This is a genomic window from Paenibacillus sp. FSL R5-0766 (genome assembly GCF_037971845.1).
Taxonomy (GTDB): domain Bacteria; phylum Bacillota; class Bacilli; order Paenibacillales; family Paenibacillaceae; genus Paenibacillus.
Genome location: NZ_CP150227.1, coordinates 3,273,892 through 3,292,450, shown reverse-complemented (window position 1 = coordinate 3,292,450; position 18,559 = coordinate 3,273,892). Strand labels below are relative to the sequence as shown.

The following is an 18,559-nucleotide window of genomic DNA, read 5'->3' as shown; positions in this document are numbered from 1 at the left end:
TTGGGTATGTCTCTACTCATCATTTTTCCAAAAGTTTCATCGTTACATGGATAATCCGGTTTAATTTTTCCTTATCCGTCGAGGTTCTTGCCATGGCTCTGATGCCGACAGAAATATTGTGCAGGTACTCTGCCATTTCCTCCGCATCATGATCAGAAGAGAATTCTCCCTCCCGCTGCCCCCATTGAATAATCTGCTCGAACATCCGCTCAGCTTCGTTAAACGATTCAAGAGATCGGTTGTCCACTTCCTGATCACGTGCTCCTAGCTCCACAGCCGAGTTCACAATCAAACAACCTGATGGTGTCTCCTCTGCTTCACTGATCATAACATCGAAAATTTTATCCAGTGCTTCCACTGCCGTCTTGGATGCCTTGATTTCTGCAAGTAATGTGGTGCTGACCTTACCTCTGTAACGATCCATTGCCTGTAAAAACAGCGAATGTTTGTCATCAAATGTATCATATATACTTCTGCGATGAATTCCCATATGCTCAACCAAGTCACTCATCGACGTTTTCTCGTAACCTTGTTCCCAGAAGATCTTCATTGCTTTATCCAATACTTCATTCACTTCAAACTCTTTACTTCTAGCCATTCGACTTCCCTCCCAAAATCAATCTAACACATCGGGAACGATCAGTAAATAAAAGATGCAGATCCCCTTTTCATTCTCATCTTATCATGTATTAGCTGAACCGTAAGTGTATATCTTCTGTACTTGTTGTATATCATGACCTGTGTACTTGTGAATATGCAACCAGCAATCAGAATGTCTTATCCATTCACATCAAATGTTTGCCTATTCCTATCCGTTTCTTACCGCCTTCGGTCAATATACGATAGAATGTGATTATTATGTTGTGAGGAAAAAAGGAGAACTTTGCATGTCTGATCAAATACACGAACAACAAAACGAATTAGCCACACTCATTGACCGTTTTTCTGACAAGGACGGGGTACACCTGACGGCGATCCCTTCATTATTTCTAATCCGTGAATCGGTCGTTACTGAACCTATATTTAGAGTGAATGAACCATCCTTCTGCATTATCGTTCAGGGTGAGAAAGAGGTCCTGCTGGGACAGGATCGTTTCCGGTATGGTCCAGGAAGTTATATCGTGGCAACCGTTGACTTGCCGGTTAGTGGACAAGTGATTCAAGCCTCGTCTGAGGCCCCCTATCTGGCCCTGAAACTTGAATTCACATCCAGTGAGATTCTGGAGGTATTGAACCATTCCGATTTCCCAGCAAGACCGCGAAAAACGACGAGACGTGCGATGTTTGTCAGCCAAGCTGAGCCGTCTCTGCTGGATGCGGTTGTCAGGTTAGCCCGTTTGTTGGAAGATCATTCGGAAGATATCCCTCTGCTCGCTCCTTTGTTCAAAAAGGAAATTCTCTATAAAGTTCTGAAAGGTCCACATGGGATTGCTCTGGAACAAACTACCATGGAGGGCAGCCATACTTATCGAATCAGAGACGTTATTGAATATATTATGAATCATTCTGATCAGAATTTTCGGGTTGAGGAATTGGCGGATTTAGCAAATATGAGCACTGCCTCACTGCACAGACACTTTAAAGAAGTGACTGCCATGAGCCCGATTCAGTTTCAAAAACAACTGAGGCTGCAAGAAGCTCGCCGCTTGTTATTATCCAAGTCCACCGATGCAGCAGATGTAGCATTTCAGGTAGGTTATGAGAGCCCTTCCCAATTCAGCCGTGAATATTCTCGCATGTTCGGATTTCCGCCCAGAGAAGATATTAAACGCTTGAGAGGCAGAGCCGATGAAACGACTACCATCTCTTGACTGGTTACTGTCTAGTATCGTTCCTTTATAACTAAAAAGAGCATCTCCCCGTCATGTAACGACGTTTGGAAATGCTCCTGTACTACTCTACCATTTATGCAGTCTAATCTTACTTCGCGGTAAGCAGGCTATCGGAAATAAATTGCAGCTGACCTTCCAACGTTAACGGATCATTGTACGAGTCTGAGGTCGGATCAAGCTGGAACACATGATTTGCCTTCACCGCAGGCAAGTTTTTCCACAATGTATTATCATATACGATCTTTGGATCGGTTGTATCTCCCGACCACGGGCTGGTGAAGATGATATCACCCGCATACTCCGGTAATAGTTCCATGGAGATTGAAGCCCATCCAGTCCCGCTGTCAATCGCTTCAGCTTGGGCCTTGGCTGGTGCCTTGAGATCAAACTCCCCGTAAATAATTTCACCGCCTCGACCATAGTTATGACCAAATACAAATAATCCTTTGGCGTACGGATTCAGTATGGAAACAGTGCGATCGCCTACAGCTTCATGAACCTTGGGCTTTAGTTCGTTGATCTTCGCTTCCCATTTAGCATTCCAAGCTTTAGCTGCTTCTTCTCTATTGGTGAGCTTACCCATTTCAAGCATTAAATCCTTGAAATTGCGCTTACCATATGCAATCTGTACGACAGGCGCAATCTGCTCCAGCTTGTCGATGCCCTCTGTGCCAGTGTACACGATCAATAAGTCAGGTTTTAAGCTGATTAGCTTCTCTGGCGTAGGCTCTTCACCCAGATCGCTGGTGCCCGCTGCTGCAAGTTGATCCTTGATATATTTGTTGTTCATCGCTCCTGATAAAGCGCCGACTACCGGTGCATCCAGGGCAACAAAGTAGCCTGTCGAAAATGATGTCAAATCAATAATGCGCTTAGGATTCTTGGGTACCTGTACTTCGCCTGCATCCGATTGATATGTAACAAGTTCCTCTTCGGCAGTTGCCGCTTTATCAGCGGAAGAAGCTGAATCCGAGTTCGTCTTGGTTTCTGTCTCCGCAGCTGCATTCGTGCTGTCCCCGGTTGTACTATTGGTCGTGGCAGACTGACCACATGCACTAAGTACAATCAGTAAGATAAGTGCCATCATGATCCATATTGATTTTATCTGTTTACGCAAAATAAACCCACCTTTTCGTTGATATTGATAATCGTTATCAACGATATCATGCTATGCAGGATTTGACAAGCTATGTTTATTTCACCCCTCTACGAACTCTAACTTGCAAGTCACCAAGTTAAACAGCTATCATCAATAGAGTAAACCATTCACTTTTTTATAAGAGAGAGTTTTGAAAAGCCAAAAAAACGTATTCAAGGAGGACAACATGGAAGAGATTATATTGTGGTTAAAGTATTTGTTTTTAGGTATTGTTCAAGGTGCAACGGAGCCAATTCCCGTCTCCTCAAGTGGTCATCTGATCATCGCTCAGAGACTTATGGGCATGAAGCAGAACGGATTGTCATTTGAGATTTTAACGAACACGGCATCACTTATCGCTATTATTTTTATATACCGGGAAGATATCAAAAAGTTGATTATTGGTGCACTAGGTTACCTGCGTACTCGTAAAGAAGAATATCGAGCAGACTTCATGTTTTGCTTATACATAATTATTGGTACGATCCCTGCTGCTGTCGTTGCAGTCCTGTTCAAGGACCGGATTGAAGAAATCTTCTCGTCCGCATATACCGTTTCCATCGCGCTATTGATCACCGGGGTTGCCTTATGGCTGATTCGTAATCTTCGTGGTCGCAAGCAAGACGGTGATCTGTCTACGAAAGATGCATTGTTGGTAGGTCTGGCTCAGGCGGTCGCTCTTATTCCGGGCATTAGCCGCTCAGGGGCAACCGTAATTGCGTCCATCGCTGTTGGCATGAAACAGGAAACAGCTTTGAAGTTCTCCTTTATGCTGTACATTCCCATAAGTATTGGTGGACTCATTATGGGGGTATCCGACATTTCCAATGATCCGAATCGGTCACAACTGGCTATCCCTTATCTGATCGCATTCATCACGACACTTTTCGTCACGTATTTCTCCATGAGATGGTTTATGGGCATTATGGCCAAAGGCAACCTGAAATACTTTTCGTATTATTGTTTTGCCGCAGGTACTTTGTTACTGATCTTCTTATAAAAAAAGTCCACACACCAAAAGGAACAACCAGCGATGGTTGTTCCTTTGTTGTATAGTGGCAGAACCATAATGACATATAGCAGGAGCTAGACAGTCAGGCGTGTAGCCTTGTTGCTTCTGTTAACCAGCTCTGTAGCAGCGAACATGACACTAAACAGAATCAGCAGGATCAGGGGTACCATTGACATTCCCCATTGGCCGGCTATAAGCCCCATACCTAACGGGATGAGTGTTGAACCTGTATAGGCACTGGCCATTTCAAGTCCAATTACACTTGGGGATGCCCTCTCACCGAAGCGTTCCGGTGTCGCATGAACAATGCTCGGATAGATCGGTGCTCCGCCCAATCCCACGATAAATAAAGCCCCTGCCGCAATCCAGTAAGGAATCGGCATAACCAGGATAACCAGTCCGACGCATCCAACAATTCCACCATACCTGATGAGATTTTTGCTGGATACATGAGTCGAAAGAAAACCAGAGATTATACGTCCTACGATGATTCCGATAAAGAACAAGGAAGATAACGCTGCCGCAGTACCTGGAGATACGCCTTTACTACCTATGAAGAAAGAAGCCATCCACAGACCGGCAGCAGTTTCGGAACCATTATAACAGAGCATCGCAAGCATCGACATTTTCACGCCGGGGATACGTATGGCCTCACGGTTGCTTACGCGTTTCTTCTCATCACCTAAACCCTCTACTCTTCCCTTCTCAAAAATCTTCCATAGAGACAAAGTTGATAATAAGATCACCGCGATCCCAAGCAAAATCAACCCCACAGTAACGTATCCTGCACGCCAGTTGTTTGCTTGATTCAGCCAATATGCCATAACGAGTGGGCCTGTCACTGCGCCAATTCCCCAGAAACAATGCAACCAGTTCATATGCTTGGCCTTGAAATGTAATGCTACATAATTACTTAGTGCCGCATCCACCGAACCTGCACCGAGACCGAGAGGGATCGCCAGAATCAGTAAAAACACAAAATTCTCAGAGAATGAGAATCCTAACAGCGCGATCGTTGTTGAGAGGATACTGAATACTGTGACTTTACCCGTTCCGAACCGGTGTAACAATCGGCTAGCGGACAGACTGGACACTACTGTACTAAATGAAATGATTAGCGATATGTAACCAGCCATTTCTGTTGTCGCATGTATATCGTTTTTCATAACGGACCAGGCACTGCCAAGTAAAGCATCCGGTAATCCCAGCCCTATAAATGCGAGATAAATAATGATTAACAATAACGTGACCATCTGGGTGTCTCTCCTCAGTTTGTTTAATTTCTGATTCTCGTCGAACCACCCATATAATAATATTGATATTTCTATCTGTAATCTTCCTATATTTTGACTCCTTATATCAGTATTCTGATATATTCTGGCGACTCATAACCTATATCACTGGTTCAGGATAGGTATTTCTCCAAGCAAATTCTTCAAGTTAATGGTATCCCACGGCATATGCTCAGTTATCCCTAATCCAACTACATCTGTTTCTTCAGACAGTTCTTTAATCAGATGAAGCAAGTGAGGTATTTGCATGGTTCCCGCTGGTGAAAACTCATAAGGTTCTCCTGGCTTGGCGAATAACAATGAACGGAACATGTTGGGATCAAGCACATCCAGATCAAGATGAATTGCCAGATGTTTGAACCCAGTCTCTTTAATCCACTTCTTAATCGAATCCATGCCATAGGTTAATTCTTCAGTTCCAGCCGTTCGGATACCCAATCTTTGAATCACTTCGGTTTCCTGTTCCGTGGGGGTTGTCAACCCGGCCATGAAGACATGTTCAGGTTTCAAAGGGACACTCACATGTTTGGCAAACTCCGGATCCCCTTCCCCAAGAAGGTTCCCAAGCGGTAAAGTATGACCGTTGTCATATCCCTCGTATCTAACCAAATCACCATGAGCATCAATCCATATCAAACCAAGTTCTCCGTCATATCGTTCATTTAAATAAGCAAACGGGGCTTGTTCGACCAAACAGTCACCACCAAACATGACAATGCGATCGGGCTGGTGAGCTTGAATAATATGCTGGGCAGCCTGCAATTGCTGAAGTAATTGTGCTCTGCCTTTTATCCCGTTCTCGCTTACCAGAAATGTTCCATCATATGCTTCGACAGGAACATGAATGAGAGGTTGATCATTGTCAGGTGCAAGCCATGCAAGCAGCTCCGCTCCAAAAGAGTAGTTTGGATTATCTCCACCTTGCCATTGTGGCATAAGCAGACGTATTGTTTTTTGAGTCATCGTAAATCTCCTTTACTTCAAAGTAAGGTTAGTATAAACTGAGCCCAAACAAATAAATAGTACGGTCTTTTATGATAGGTACTACCCGAAAGGATAGTGTAAATGATGAGTATGGCTGAATACCACGGTAAAGTTAAAAACATTCAAGATACCCCTTTTGGATACACGTTGTCTGTCATTGGTGGCAAATGGAAAATGGTGATTATGTATCTTCTGGCTGATAACCAGCCTGTCCGTTTCAATGAACTAAAAAGACAGATTGGCGCCATCACGTATAAAACGCTGAGTTCACAGCTCAAAGAATTGGAAGCAGATGGTATGGTCGAACGAAAAGAATATCCCCAAGTCCCTCCTAAAGTCGAGTACCGTCTGACAGCCAAAGCTGAAACGTTATTGCCCGTTTTGGAAGGACTATGCGAATGGGGTGTCCAACACCAAGAACCTTTATTGATCAATAATAGCGCAACGGATTGAACGCTTTTGTCTATATTTTCAGATGAGATAATTGGAGTAAATGCAGTATGTTAAAATGCAAAAAGTCGCCAATAGGCGACTTTTTTACTTTTATCTTGTGTTCCTCTGTACGTTCAGCAAATAAAAGCAGTAATTCGTAGAATTATACTTTTTCGTGTACCAGATCTTTCTGGTAGGCAAACACTCTGTCCCTCAGTAACAGCGAATCTTCGCTTCGAATATCTTCAGCTGCTGCATGCACGATATGTGTCATCCCACATACCCCCCTTTATCTTATTGGAATTATTGCTTTAAAATGATATATCTAAATTATCATTCCCAACACCAAGCGTCAATTCCCCCATTCATTGAATATTTCTATAAGCATCCGAACGTATCTTTTTGCCGGCTTTATTCGTTTACATAAGAAATATAACGAGCAACGATGTATACGAATTTCAACTCTCGGAGGTCTGGTATTATGGAAATTTCAAAGGGAATAGCGATGCTTCAGCTTGATTTTGAGGGGAATATAATTCACCCTGTTCTGATATGGGATGAAGAAATGGTTGTGTTAATTGATACCGGCTTCCCTGGACAATATGACGATTTGCATATCGCACTCGAAAAGATTGGTGTGCCGATCAGCCGACTTAAAGCAGTGATTTTGACGCATCAGGATGTGGACCATATCGGGTGTCTTCCCGAGATTTTGAAAGCTTGTGGCTCACAAATCAAGATCTATGCGCATGCGCTGGATAAGCCGTATATTGAGGGACAGCTCCCTCTTCTGAAAGACGGTCACCTTGAGCATCCTCCAATGGGCAAAGTAGATACAACGGTGACTGATGGTCAGGAACTGCCGTTTTGTGGTGGTATTCGCGTTATTCATACACCTGGTCATACGCCAGGTCATATCAGTTTATATATGATGGACAGCAAGACGCTCATCGCCGGAGATTCAATGTTCAGTGTAGACGGCATGCTTGGAGGCATTCATGAACCAACTACACTGGATACAGAGACAGCTCGATACTCTTTGAAAAAGTATATCGAACTCGACATTACATCTGTGATTTGTTATCACGGTGGTCTAAGTCATGGGAATGTAAATGAACAGATCTCAAAACTTACTCAAGGGTTATAAATATTAAAATTGCTGATCCGCGAATGGTTACCGTCTAAACCCAGTAACCATTCTTAGTCTTAGCATAGTCTTCCTATTGTTTGGCATACTGCAAAATGGCTGTAGCCGCACGAATTCGCAGCTCTTCTTCTTCACTGTGTAACGCTTCTCTCAGCACCTGGAGAGCTCTCTGAATCGTGGCTTCATCTACCCCTGTTGAGAGAGAGTTGGTTGCTTCGGCTGTTACACTGACTGCAAGACCTCGATCCAGCTGTGCTTGTGATATGGGATACTCAAACTTCGCAAGGATGGCTGAATCATTTTGCAGTGCCTGCACTTTGTCATTCAGCTCAGCAAGAGGAATACGACCCAACCATGTGACTCCGCGACGGTGACAGATCAAGTCGTTTTCTGTGCCAGCGGAATCGTCGTAATAATAATCCCCGATATCCCCAACATACGTCCATTCATCATCGCTAATTAATACATAATCTCCATCCTGCATGAGGTTACCAAACATATGTAGTGTCGCGAGTGTGCTCGCCAATTCTGCTTCATCCAAGGGATAGTGTTGAACCAACTGTTCCTTCCATAGCTCCGGAGGCGTTTGCTCAAGATCCCCTGTACCTGACCAAGCAATACCAATATAATTGTCTTCCAGAAATGATGCTACTCTGTTGACTCCGTGCACGGTGGACTGGATGTGATACAGATTCACAAATACCGCCTTCCTTTCTTTCAATCATTCGTATGAACATAGTTAACCATTGTAACATTAGTGGTGTCTATTTCAAACGTAATGACTTCTTTCCCATATGGCGGGTTATGTGGACCATAGAACGTTCTGACTTCCAGAACCGTTCGAAAATTATAACCACCTTGTGTACGCCTTTTAAGTTCCAATACGTGAATGTCATATAGCCCATAGCTAGGGACCGGTTTATGATTTTCCTGATAATAGTTGGTAATCTCACGGTAAATGTATGGGTTGAGCATCGTAAGTGCTAACGGCTTATAGTTTTCTTGTTGTACATACTCAGGATCTGCATATGTAACATCTGTGGATAGGAAAACACTATTTAACATTAATGTTATAGCTACAAGTATTGAGAGAAAAATTTGTTTTTGAATTACCATACTCATCCACCTTTTTACTTTCTATTATCCCGAGTGAATGCAAAAGCATACAGAATATTATTACGATCTAATATTAATCCATAGCTATATATCTGAATGTAAACGTGATGAAACTTGATATATTGATAATCTTTCTGTCATCGGAGTGGCAAGTGTAAATACTCGTTAGTTCAACTTATAAAGCATATACTTTTTGATATAGCCTCAGGCTATAACTGGGTATAATTTAATGGAATTACATTATAACTCCGGATCTGTGATAAATTTTGTGTAACATAAAAGCAGAGGGGTTTTAAACAATGACAAAAAGTAGTGTATTGGGATATCCGCGTATTGGTGCTGATCGGGAATGGAAGAAAGCGTTGGAAGCGTTCTGGGCAGGCAAGCTGGAGGAAAATGAATTTCACGCACGTTTGCAGGAGATCCGTATCGATCATTTGCGCAAGCAACAAGCGAAAGGCATCGACATCATTCCAGTTAATGACTTTAGCTATTATGATCATATCCTGGATACGGCCGTGATGTTTGGCATTATTCCCAAACGATTTGCTTATGATGGTGGGTCGGTTCCGTTGTCCGTATATTATGGCATTGCCCGGGGAACAAAAGATGCCGCAGCCAGCGAAATGACAAAATGGTTTAATACCAACTATCACTACATAGTACCTGAACTGGACGGGGCTTCCCCAACTCTGACGGAGAACAAACCACTTCTCGCTTATCGTGAAGCAAAAGAAAAACTCGGCATTGAAGGCAAACCGGTAATCGTTGGACCGCTAACCTTCCTGAAACTCTCCAAAGGCTATGATAAATCCGAGACAGACGCTTGGTTGGACCGCTTGCTTCCACTCTATACTCAATTGCTTCAGGAACTTGCGAGCGAAGGCGTTCAGTGGGTGCAGGTCGACGAGCCTATTCTGGTAACCAAATTAAGTGATGGAGATGTACAGCGTCTGAATAAAATATATAAAACATTTGCCACAGCCGTTCCAGGCCTGAATATCATGCTGCAAACGTACTTTGAATCTGTCGAAAACTACAACGAGATTGTTGCACTGCCAGTTCAAGGTGTAGGACTTGATTTTGTACACGGGCTCTCTGGTAACACACAATCTATTCGGACATCCGGTTTCCCGGCAGACAAAGTGCTCGGAGCAGGTATTATCGATGGACGTGGGATCTGGAAAGCTTCCCTTCAAACAAAACTGAATTTGCTGAATGAATTGACTGAGTTCGTGACGCCTGAACGTATCATCGTGCAATCATCTTGCAGCCTGCTGCATGTGCCAGTTACGACTGAACGTGAGGCAAAACTTACATCCGAACTGAAAAATGCTCTTGCATTTGCAGATGAAAAGCTGGATGAGATTGTTCTTTTGACTACAGCCTTATCTTCACCAAGTGCAGAGATTACTGCTAAAATTAACGAAGCAGAGCTTCCTCTTCAGGCGCTTCAGCAATCCGAAGATCGGAACCGGACCGCTGTACAGAAAGCCGTTGCTTCCATCAGTGTTCAACAACCAGAGCGCTCCCGTCCTTTTGCAGAGCGTCATGAAGCTCAACAGGCCAAATGGCAATTGCCACTCTTCCCGACAACAACGATTGGTAGTTTCCCGCAATCTGCCGAAGTCAGAAAAGCACGTCAGTTGTGGCGCAAGGGTGAGTTGAACAACGAACAGTATGCTGCCTTCATCCGGGAGCAGATTGATATCTGGATTAAGATTCAGGAAGAGATCGGAATTGACGTATTGGTGCATGGTGAGTTTGAGCGTACCGACATGGTTGAATTCTTTGGCGAGAAACTGGCCGGCTTTGCCTTTACACAGTTTGGATGGGTACAATCATATGGTTCACGTTGCGTGAAGCCACCTATTATCTTCGGTGATGTTGCATTTACGGGTGAAATGACAGTGGAAGAAACGAAATATGCTCAATCGCAGACAGAGCGTCCTGTCAAAGGCATGCTGACTGGCCCCATTACCATCATGAACTGGTCATTCGTACGCGAAGACATTGCTCGTGAGCAGATTGCCTATCAATTGGCGTATGCGTTGAGACAGGAAGTCGAGGCACTTGAACAGGCAGGCATTGGTATGATCCAGGTTGACGAGCCGGCTGTTCGTGAAGGGCTTCCGCTGAAAGAAAATGAACAAGCCGATTACCTGGCTTGGGCGGTCAAAGCGTTCCGTATCTCCACATGCACGGTGCATGAAACGACTCAAATCCATACGCATATGTGCTATTGCGAATTCCATGACATGATTGATTCCATTGAAGCTATGGATGCAGATGTTATCTCCATTGAGACATCCCGTAGTCACGGTGAACTGATTCACAGTTTTGAAGAAAATACGTATGAGCTCGGTATCGGTCTTGGCGTATATGATATCCATAGTCCACGTGTTCCAAGTGTGGATGAAATGAGCAGCATGATTGAACGTGCCCTGCGTGTTCTTGATCCGAAGCTGTTCTGGATTAACCCGGACTGCGGATTAAAAACTCGTGGACAGGAAGAAACAGTAGCTTCTCTGCGTAATATGGTTGACGCAACCAGAATCGCTCGTAACAATCACGCTTCAGCTGCTGTATTGTAATCGGCTGCGAAGCAGCATAACTTCAAAAGTAAAGCCGGACACCCCTTCGTTAAACGGGTGTCCGGCTTTTTATGCTTTTATTATTGTAGTTACTTTTAACGTACATTCATTTCACTTGTAACATGGCGACCTTTAGCGTTCCTGCCCCTTTTCTCACCACCATCCAACGCTTACGACTAGATACTCTCTTCCAGCCATTGCTGCAATGGTGTATCTTCAGTCAGTTCGCCGAGCAGTATATGACGGAACTCTCCATCCCCATCAATAACCATCGTTGCAGGCAAACCTGTAATACGATACATACCTGATATGTTGCCCGTCACATCAATAATCACCGGAAAATCAAACGCCTGCTTATCCATAAACTCACGGATCGTGCCCTTCGATTCCCCCACATTAACAAACAGGGTTTCCACATCGTTCTTATAGTCCTGAGCAATCTGGTGAACAAGCGGCATCTCCCTTACACAAGGTGTGCACCATGAAGCCCAGAAGTTAATCATGACGGCTTTGCCCTGATAATCGGACAGGCTGACTTGTTCCCCTGCTGAATTAACCGCTGTGAACTCAGGGGCTTTTGCACCTGCTTCAATAGCGTTGCCTCGCTGAGACTCGGGTGTCGATACATTTTCGAAAATGGCCCATGTACCTGCGAGCAATGCGACCACACCAATCAAAATTGTAAGTGTACGTCTGCTTTTAAAACTCTTTTTCTGCAATAAACTCACCTTCACTTTAAACCAAGACTTTGATGAAATGCTGCATGGAGCGAACCGAATTGATCACAAAAGTCGTGAGTAGAGCCCTCTCCAACATTACGTCCATGGTTCATGAATATCACCTGATCCGCAATGTCGTCTGCAATCTCCAGCTGATGGGTCGAGAACACGACCATGTGGCCTTCCTGTTTGATGCCCTTGAGCAGCTGAGTTAATTCCTGCATCCAGAATGGGTCCAATCCATTCGTTGGCTCATCCATGATGAGCAGTGGAGGTTTCGACAGCACAGCCTGGGCGAATAACACACGTTGGCGCATGCCTTTGGAGAAGGTCGTAACCCGGTTTTTCTTTTTTTCCTCCAAACCTACCATGGTCAGTACTTCCTGTACTCTCTCCTTGGGAACTTTCCTCAGAGAAGCCCAGAACAGAAGCATTTCCTCCGCACTCAGTCCTTGATTAAATTGATAATCGTCCGGCATATATCCAATCTGCTGTGAATAACGGTTGCGCTCCTTCAACCATCGCACATTGTTCACCACAACCTCACCGGAGGTAGGCCGAAGAATTCCGGCGATCATACGCAGCACTGTGCTCTTCCCTGCGCCATTCCCTCCACAGAGGGCAAGCACTTGGCCTGAAGTTATGCGAAAGGAGATATCCTGAACAATGGGTTGCTTTTTAATGGATTTACACAATTCCATCACTTCGAGTCCCACTTTATCCATGAGAACGCCCCCTCTCCCAGATCGCATATACCGCCAGGACAGAGAAAGCAATCCAGAATAGGCATATCCCGATGAAGATCCAACTGCCACTTGGTTGCTGCACCCACTCCACCCATCGATAATATTCTGGTCCCAGAATGGAGCCGCCTCCCAGTTTAATAACTACAAACAATCGCACCAGCTCGGCCGGATTAATGAGCGTTAGTATAATCAGTAGCGGCTTCACCCATAGATAAGGCATCAGTCCCAGCACAGAGAGCAATAAGGTCGGCCATCCAATGACTGCGAAGAACCATACGGTCACGGATATGGTTAACGCCTGCCACCGATTGCGCGACAACGAACCGATAAATAGCGCCAACGTCAGGAATAACAACACCAGTCCACAGGAAAATGCCAGAAAGAGAAGATATGTCATGGCATCCAGTGGATTTCCGATTACTCCGCTAATGACCCCCATCAGGCCATATCCAAACGCAACAATGGTAATTAAAACAATCGACAGCCCAAGATACTTGCCCACAATAAAAGACATCGTGCCGATGGGATACGTGGATAGCAGTTGCCAGCTACCGTCTTCCTTTTCGGATGTTAGTGAGAAGGAACCGAGGAATAACGTCATTAATGGCAAAAGGTAGAGAATGAGATTCAACATGGAACCTGTGGTGCCTGAATATCCTTCAACTTGATTCTGCGAATTCAGAAGTAACAAGCTTAAGCTAAAGGTGCAAAAAAGGATCAGAAACGAATACGCCCAAGGATTGCGAAATCCCATTTTCACTTCTCGTCTTGCAATCTGTATCATATCTGACATCATTAATCACCATTTTCTATTGTCATACTTAGTGGCCTGACTCTTCTTTCATCTCACTTTCCTGATGCATCTCATTACCATCTCCTTCTTCACCATGTCCGTGCTCACTATGCCCATGTTCACCCATCATGTCCATATTCTCTGTGTTCTGTTTCCAGTCATGGGAGGCAAGATCCTTAGCGGTCATAATGGTTCCAACACCTTGCTCTGCAATGAAAGCTTCAGCCGAGGGCTTGTCCTTAAAATTAAGAATTCCATAGGCCATAGGTGTACGCAATGAAGCGTCGTATACATACGTGGCTTTGCTGTATTCAATCCATTCCTTGTCATTGTAATCACGTACATAGTCCATGCCGATGTTATCTGTGCCATTTTCTGTTTTCCACTGGTTCATGCAGCCGATGTCATCGAACTTGTAATTTTGGCCGTCTTTCGTAGTGAGCTGTGTTGCATATGCGTCGTCCTTCACCTGCATTTTACAGATCGCACAGATATCCACGTCCTCATTGATCGGCAATGCCGCATATTTTGTTCCGCAAGCGGTTAACAATACCATGCCAAACATAAGTACCATGACCAATGTCCATCTTCTGTTCAAGCCTTTGTTCATTTTCGTAATACCCCCATATAGATGATTATAAAAGTTGCCATACCCAACAGAACTAACCCGAACATCCACACCATCTTGGAACCTGTAGCACTTTCCACTGACATGTTCAGATCAGATTCCGTATCCATGCTCATTCGTGGCGATTTGTCGGTAGTCCATTGTTCTCTGCCTTCTGTAAACAAGTCACTCAGAAAGACCATACCCGGTGATTGGAAAAAGAGCTGATACGCAGAATTTCGACTGACCAGTTGCTCATAAAAAGGATTGATCGCATAGGAAATTTCACTGATTCCATCCTGATTCAGATCAAGCCCCTGAAAGGAGTCCCAGTAATTCTCCATCAGGACATTATTGGGACTATCCAGCGCGGAAGCCTCAATGACATTGGATACCAATCGGTTACGTGTAAACTCATTAGCTTCTGCCAGAACAAGTTGTATGCCAACAAAATTCCGAAGCACCGCATTGTCATGGATCTCATTGCCTGAGGATTCTGCAATATTCATGCCAACACGATTACCCTCCACTACATTGTTGTGAACAGAAGATTGATGTACGTCATACAACAGAATCCCTTGGGAGTGAACATTGGTACTTTGTTTGCGAAAGGAATTCCCCGATATGACCGTATTCTTGACACCCATAATCATGGCACCTGTCATGTTCTCCTCTCCGGTATTGTCCATGACAGAAGAGCCGTCAATGTACATACAGTGGATGCCATACCTTGTATGTAACAGCCTGTTATTTTGCACGGTAGACTTTCGACTGTTCTCCAGATAGATTCCATCCCTCATGCCAGTGATCTCATTGGCTTCAATGTAGCTATCATGGGAGTTGTACAGATCAATGCCATTGCCCTTCTGGCCACTGGAAGCAGAATCAGCCCCCATCCAAGTAATGTTGTTCCGTTGAATCGTTGCATGACTCGAATTCCGGATAATCATCCCATACCCCTGGGTCTGAATATGCATATCCGTAATTTCATTGTTTTTCCCTTCAACCTGAATCGCTGCAGTCTGTTCATTCGTATCATGTTCAATTGTAAAACCGCTCAATTTCACCCCATCCGAGCGAATCATTATCGTAGAGGTGGCTTCCGCATTAACAACGATGACCGTAGGATCACCCTGAATGGTGATGTTTTTGTCAATCGTCACCGGTCCAGAATAACGACCTGATGCAAGTTTAATGACTTCTCCAGGTGTAGAACGGTCAATCATAGGCTGAAGGGGAATGAGCTCACGATGTTCGGAGGAGGCCATGATTGCACCGTGCGGAAGAGATAGTAGGAGCATCATCATTCCGATTAGAAAAATTACACTCGTAACCCGACTCTTCTTACAACTGTCGAATGCACCCAATCCTGCCCGAGGATTACCCATGAATCTTCACGCGCAATTCTGGCTTCTTGTTACAGTTACTTATTGCTGTGGCAATGCATTCAACGAGTCTTGCGTTAATCCCATGTATACGTTGGTTGTACACACCATCCCTCCATTCCACTTAAAATCAACTCTCCATGTTCCTCATCCATTGAAGCAACGTAATAAATGAAGCGTTATCACAATCCTGATCACAGTGTACTTAAAATGATATTTATTCCATATAGCTCAATTAGGCTATAGACGCAACATTTTTGTGTCGATATTGTGATGTACATCAAAAAAAGCCGCCATATAGGCGACTTCCTAAACGAGGGTGTATTGTGATCAATAGTCTTCTTCTTCCCTCTTACCCAGAATTCCGTAAAGAAACAGCTTGCCCAAGTCTTTTCGCACATTTACATTGAGTTTTTCTACAAAAGATGGTTCGCTCAACATGGTCATGATCCCATTCATAAAAATCATGATGGCTTCTGCCGATACGCCTCCTTTTATTTTCCCCTCGGCTTTGCCTTGTTCGATCAGCTTCATAAGCTCAGGAATGACAACGTTTCTGGCATAATCCTCAACATGCTCTTTGAATGCTGGATCTTCGAACATAAAATTCTTAATGCCCTCACTATTCAACGTCTCTTGATTGTTAACGGATACCTCATACATTTTACTCATCTTATCTTCAAAAGGAATATCGGAGTTCATTACAAGACTGAATTCCTTTCCCGACTCCTCTATTTGATGGTAAAAAATCTCCTTGGCCAATTCTTCTTTGCTTCCAAAAAAGTTATATATGGATGCAGGAGAAACACCAGCATGTTGCGCGATCTCCCTTACACCGATTTCTTTAAAATTTCGAGTCATGATCATATCGATTAGCGACTGCAGGATTTGCTTTTTTTTCTGTTCTCTGCGTTTTTCGAAGCCATTCATGAAACCTACCATCCTATCCTCCGTGAATTATGTAACAATATACCTCTATGTTATATTTTTATTGACTTCTATTCAAGTCAGTAATATTATGTAACTTAGGTGATATATGTTACATAATTATCCATGGAGGTTGAGATCAATGATCAAGGTCCACTCTTTAACCAAGATCTATTCGAATGGCAAGGGAATTCGGGATGTAAGTTTTGACGTTGAAGAAGGAGAGGTCTTTGGATTTCTTGGGCCCAATGGAGCCGGAAAAACAACCACTCTACGTCATCTGATGGGTTTTGTGAACCCCTCCAGCGGGAAATCAAGTATCAACGGTTTAGACTGCAGAAGGGAAGCAGCACAAATACAGAAGAATTTGGGTTATGTGCCTGGTGAGATCGCATTTTACGATAACATGACAGGCATGCATTTTTTGGAATTTATTGATGATTTAAGAGGACGTGACGATAAATCCCGGCGTGATCAATTAATCAACCGATTCGAGTTGGATTCAGGTCGGAAGATCCGCAAAATGTCCAAGGGGATGAAACAAAAAGTAGGGTTGATCGCCGCTTTTATGCACGACCCTGCAGTGCTTATCCTTGATGAACCTACAAGCGGGCTGGATCCGCTGATGCAGAGAAGATTTGTGGAACTGATCATTGAGGAAAGAAACCGGGGCAAAACGATACTCATGTCTTCCCATCTCTTTGATGAAGTCGATCACACTTGTGAACGTGTAGGCATCATACGAGAAGGGTCAATCGTAACCGTGGAGAACATAAACTCGCTAAAAAGGACACTGCCGAAGAGCGTTGTAGTCACTCTGGCGCATGCGGAGGATATGAAGGTCCTTCAAAATAACGGACTCCTATATACTGAATTAGGTCACTTACGTGTAGAGATTAAGATTACGGATGGATATGACCAAGTGCTCAGGGTACTCTCCCAGTGTAAGGTTATTGATATGGAGTGCCCTCCCCAAACGCTTGAGCAAATTTTCATGGACTTTTATGGGAAGGAGCACATTTAATATGTCTTGGGCATTATTTAAAGCAAACATGCGGGCCAATCGGTTCATTTGGTTTCTTATTGTAGCCATTTATTCTTTTTACTCCATTATGCTGATAGGTATGTTCGATCCGGATAGCGTCGATGCACTAAAAGAAATGTTGAACATGCTTCCTCCTGAGCTCATCAATGCTATGGGAATGAACGTTGGAACCACTTTGCTCACCTTTCTTTCCGGAACACTTTACAGTCTTCTTCTCTATTTGTTCCCCATGATTGTTTCCATCATTACGAACCACCGAATAATAGCCGCTCATGTTGATAAAGGAAGTATGTCCTATCTGCTTTCAACGTCCAACTCAAGAAAACGCATTGCTGTTACCCAAGCGGTTTACAGTCTGATTTCAATAACAGTGATCTTTTGCTGGATTACGGTACTAACTCTTGCTGTATCATCTATCATGTTTCCGGGGCTTATGGATATTAACAATTTCATTTGGCTTAATCTTTACGCCCTTCTGATGTATTACGCCATCAATGGCATCTGTTTTTTCGCATCTTGTTTGGCAAATGAAAGCAAGTATAGCCTTGGACTCGGAGCCGGTGTTCCTGTAGCGTTTGTACTACTGCAAATGTTGGGCGATTCAGGAGAAACGTTGAGCTGGATTGGCAATATGTCATTGTATTCCTTGTTCGATCCGGTGCGCTTGTTCGCAGGTGACAGCTTTGCGTATGTGGGAATGGCTGTGTTCGCCAGTCTCGCAGCACTTCTGTATGCTGCAGGAATCATTATTTTTGATAAAAAAGATTTGCCTATTTAATCCGGGTATAGT

General features: G+C 43.9%; 19 protein-coding genes. 7 read left to right on the top strand and 12 right to left on the bottom strand.

The genetic code is table 11. The annotated features are described in order from the left end of the window. Positions 1-19 precede the first annotated feature (19 nt). Positions 20-598 carry a TetR/AcrR family transcriptional regulator gene (locus MKY66_RS14370; protein WP_076212015.1) on the bottom strand — a complete coding sequence of 193 codons (579 nt, stop codon included), beginning with the start codon at positions 596-598 and terminating at the stop codon, positions 20-22. A 289-nt stretch (positions 599-887) separates the two neighbouring features. On the opposite strand from MKY66_RS14370, the gene MKY66_RS14365 reads away from it, so the two are divergent. Continuing rightward, positions 888-1,811, top strand: a complete 924-nt coding sequence (locus MKY66_RS14365; protein WP_076212013.1) for an AraC family transcriptional regulator — start codon at positions 888-890, stop codon at positions 1,809-1,811. A 109-nt stretch (positions 1,812-1,920) separates the two neighbouring features. On the opposite strand, the gene MKY66_RS14360 is transcribed toward MKY66_RS14365, so the two are convergent. Further along, positions 1,921-2,949, bottom strand: a complete 1,029-nt coding sequence (locus MKY66_RS14360; RefSeq protein ID WP_083657121.1) for an ABC transporter substrate-binding protein — start codon at positions 2,947-2,949, stop codon at positions 1,921-1,923. 208 nt (positions 2,950-3,157) lie between these two features. Here MKY66_RS14360 and MKY66_RS14355 point away from each other — a divergent pair, with 208 nt between their 5' ends. Further along, on the top strand, positions 3,158-3,970 hold the full coding sequence (locus tag MKY66_RS14355; RefSeq protein ID WP_076212011.1) for an undecaprenyl-diphosphate phosphatase: 813 nt from the start codon (positions 3,158-3,160) through the stop codon (positions 3,968-3,970). Between the two features lie 86 nt (positions 3,971-4,056). Here MKY66_RS14355 and MKY66_RS14350 read toward each other — a convergent pair whose 3' ends face one another. Both MKY66_RS14350 and MKY66_RS14345 read right to left on the bottom strand, forming a co-directional pair. Then, positions 4,057-5,235: an MFS transporter gene (locus MKY66_RS14350; protein ID WP_076212009.1), complete on the bottom strand. Its 1,179-nt coding sequence runs from the start codon at positions 5,233-5,235 to the stop codon at positions 4,057-4,059. A 144-nt stretch (positions 5,236-5,379) separates the two neighbouring features. Then, on the bottom strand, positions 5,380-6,237 hold the full coding sequence (locus tag MKY66_RS14345) for an arginase family protein (RefSeq protein ID WP_076212007.1): 858 nt from the start codon (positions 6,235-6,237) through the stop codon (positions 5,380-5,382). A gap of 105 nt (positions 6,238-6,342) precedes the next feature. Here MKY66_RS14345 and MKY66_RS14340 point away from each other — a divergent pair, with 105 nt between their 5' ends. Both MKY66_RS14340 and MKY66_RS14335 read left to right on the top strand, forming a co-directional pair. Further along, a complete protein-coding gene (locus tag MKY66_RS14340) occupies positions 6,343-6,711 on the top strand; it encodes a helix-turn-helix domain-containing protein (RefSeq protein WP_076212005.1) in 369 nt (122 codons plus the stop codon). A 460-nt stretch (positions 6,712-7,171) separates the two neighbouring features. Next, complete coding sequence (locus tag MKY66_RS14335; RefSeq protein WP_076212003.1) at positions 7,172-7,837, top strand: MBL fold metallo-hydrolase; 666 nt, start codon at positions 7,172-7,174, stop codon at positions 7,835-7,837. A 73-nt stretch (positions 7,838-7,910) separates the two neighbouring features. Here the strand turns inward: MKY66_RS14335 and MKY66_RS14330 are convergent, their stop codons facing one another. Both MKY66_RS14330 and MKY66_RS14325 read right to left on the bottom strand, forming a co-directional pair. Next, on the bottom strand, positions 7,911-8,534 hold the full coding sequence (locus tag MKY66_RS14330; RefSeq protein WP_076212001.1) for a hypothetical protein: 624 nt from the start codon (positions 8,532-8,534) through the stop codon (positions 7,911-7,913). Between the two features lie 20 nt (positions 8,535-8,554). Further along, complete coding sequence (locus tag MKY66_RS14325; protein WP_076211999.1) at positions 8,555-8,953, bottom strand: DUF3888 domain-containing protein; 399 nt, start codon at positions 8,951-8,953, stop codon at positions 8,555-8,557. 299 nt (positions 8,954-9,252) lie between these two features. Here MKY66_RS14325 and metE point away from each other — a divergent pair, with 299 nt between their 5' ends. Further along, entirely contained in the window at positions 9,253-11,547 is a 2,295-nt protein-coding gene (gene metE / locus MKY66_RS14320) for a 5-methyltetrahydropteroyltriglutamate--homocysteine S-methyltransferase (protein ID WP_076211997.1), read from the top strand. 176 nt (positions 11,548-11,723) lie between these two features. Here the strand turns inward: metE and MKY66_RS14315 are convergent, their stop codons facing one another. From MKY66_RS14315 to MKY66_RS14290, 6 genes are all read right to left on the bottom strand, one after another. Beyond that, positions 11,724-12,275 (bottom strand): redoxin domain-containing protein, encoded by a 552-nt coding sequence (locus MKY66_RS14315; protein ID WP_256704250.1) that lies wholly within the window; start codon positions 12,273-12,275, stop codon positions 11,724-11,726. A gap of 2 nt (positions 12,276-12,277) precedes the next feature. Beyond that, positions 12,278-12,991, bottom strand: a complete 714-nt coding sequence (locus tag MKY66_RS14310; protein WP_076211993.1) for an ABC transporter ATP-binding protein — start codon at positions 12,989-12,991, stop codon at positions 12,278-12,280. Continuing rightward, on the bottom strand, positions 12,984-13,805 hold the full coding sequence (locus MKY66_RS14305; protein ID WP_076211992.1) for an ABC transporter permease: 822 nt from the start codon (positions 13,803-13,805) through the stop codon (positions 12,984-12,986). The genes MKY66_RS14310 and MKY66_RS14305 overlap by 8 nt, the downstream gene beginning before the upstream one ends. 28 nt (positions 13,806-13,833) lie before the next feature. Then, on the bottom strand, positions 13,834-14,415 hold the full coding sequence (locus MKY66_RS14300) for a nitrous oxide reductase accessory protein NosL (RefSeq protein WP_083657118.1): 582 nt from the start codon (positions 14,413-14,415) through the stop codon (positions 13,834-13,836). After that, complete coding sequence (locus MKY66_RS14295) at positions 14,412-15,719, bottom strand: NosD domain-containing protein (protein ID WP_076211990.1); 1,308 nt, start codon at positions 15,717-15,719, stop codon at positions 14,412-14,414. Before MKY66_RS14295 ends, MKY66_RS14300 begins: the two co-directional genes overlap by 4 nt. Positions 15,720-16,127: 408 nt before the next feature. Further along, the gene (locus MKY66_RS14290; RefSeq protein ID WP_179088532.1) at positions 16,128-16,727 is read right to left on the bottom strand and encodes a TetR/AcrR family transcriptional regulator; all 600 of its coding nucleotides are present in this window, start codon (positions 16,725-16,727) and stop codon (positions 16,128-16,130) included. A 139-nt stretch (positions 16,728-16,866) separates the two neighbouring features. On the opposite strand from MKY66_RS14290, the gene MKY66_RS14285 reads away from it, so the two are divergent. Beyond that, positions 16,867-17,748 (top strand): ABC transporter ATP-binding protein, encoded by an 882-nt coding sequence (locus MKY66_RS14285; RefSeq protein ID WP_076211986.1) that lies wholly within the window; start codon positions 16,867-16,869, stop codon positions 17,746-17,748. Position 17,749: 1 nt separating this feature from the next. Continuing rightward, entirely contained in the window at positions 17,750-18,547 is a 798-nt protein-coding gene (locus MKY66_RS14280; RefSeq protein WP_076211984.1) for an ABC transporter permease subunit, read from the top strand. Positions 18,548-18,559: the final 12 nt, after the last annotated feature.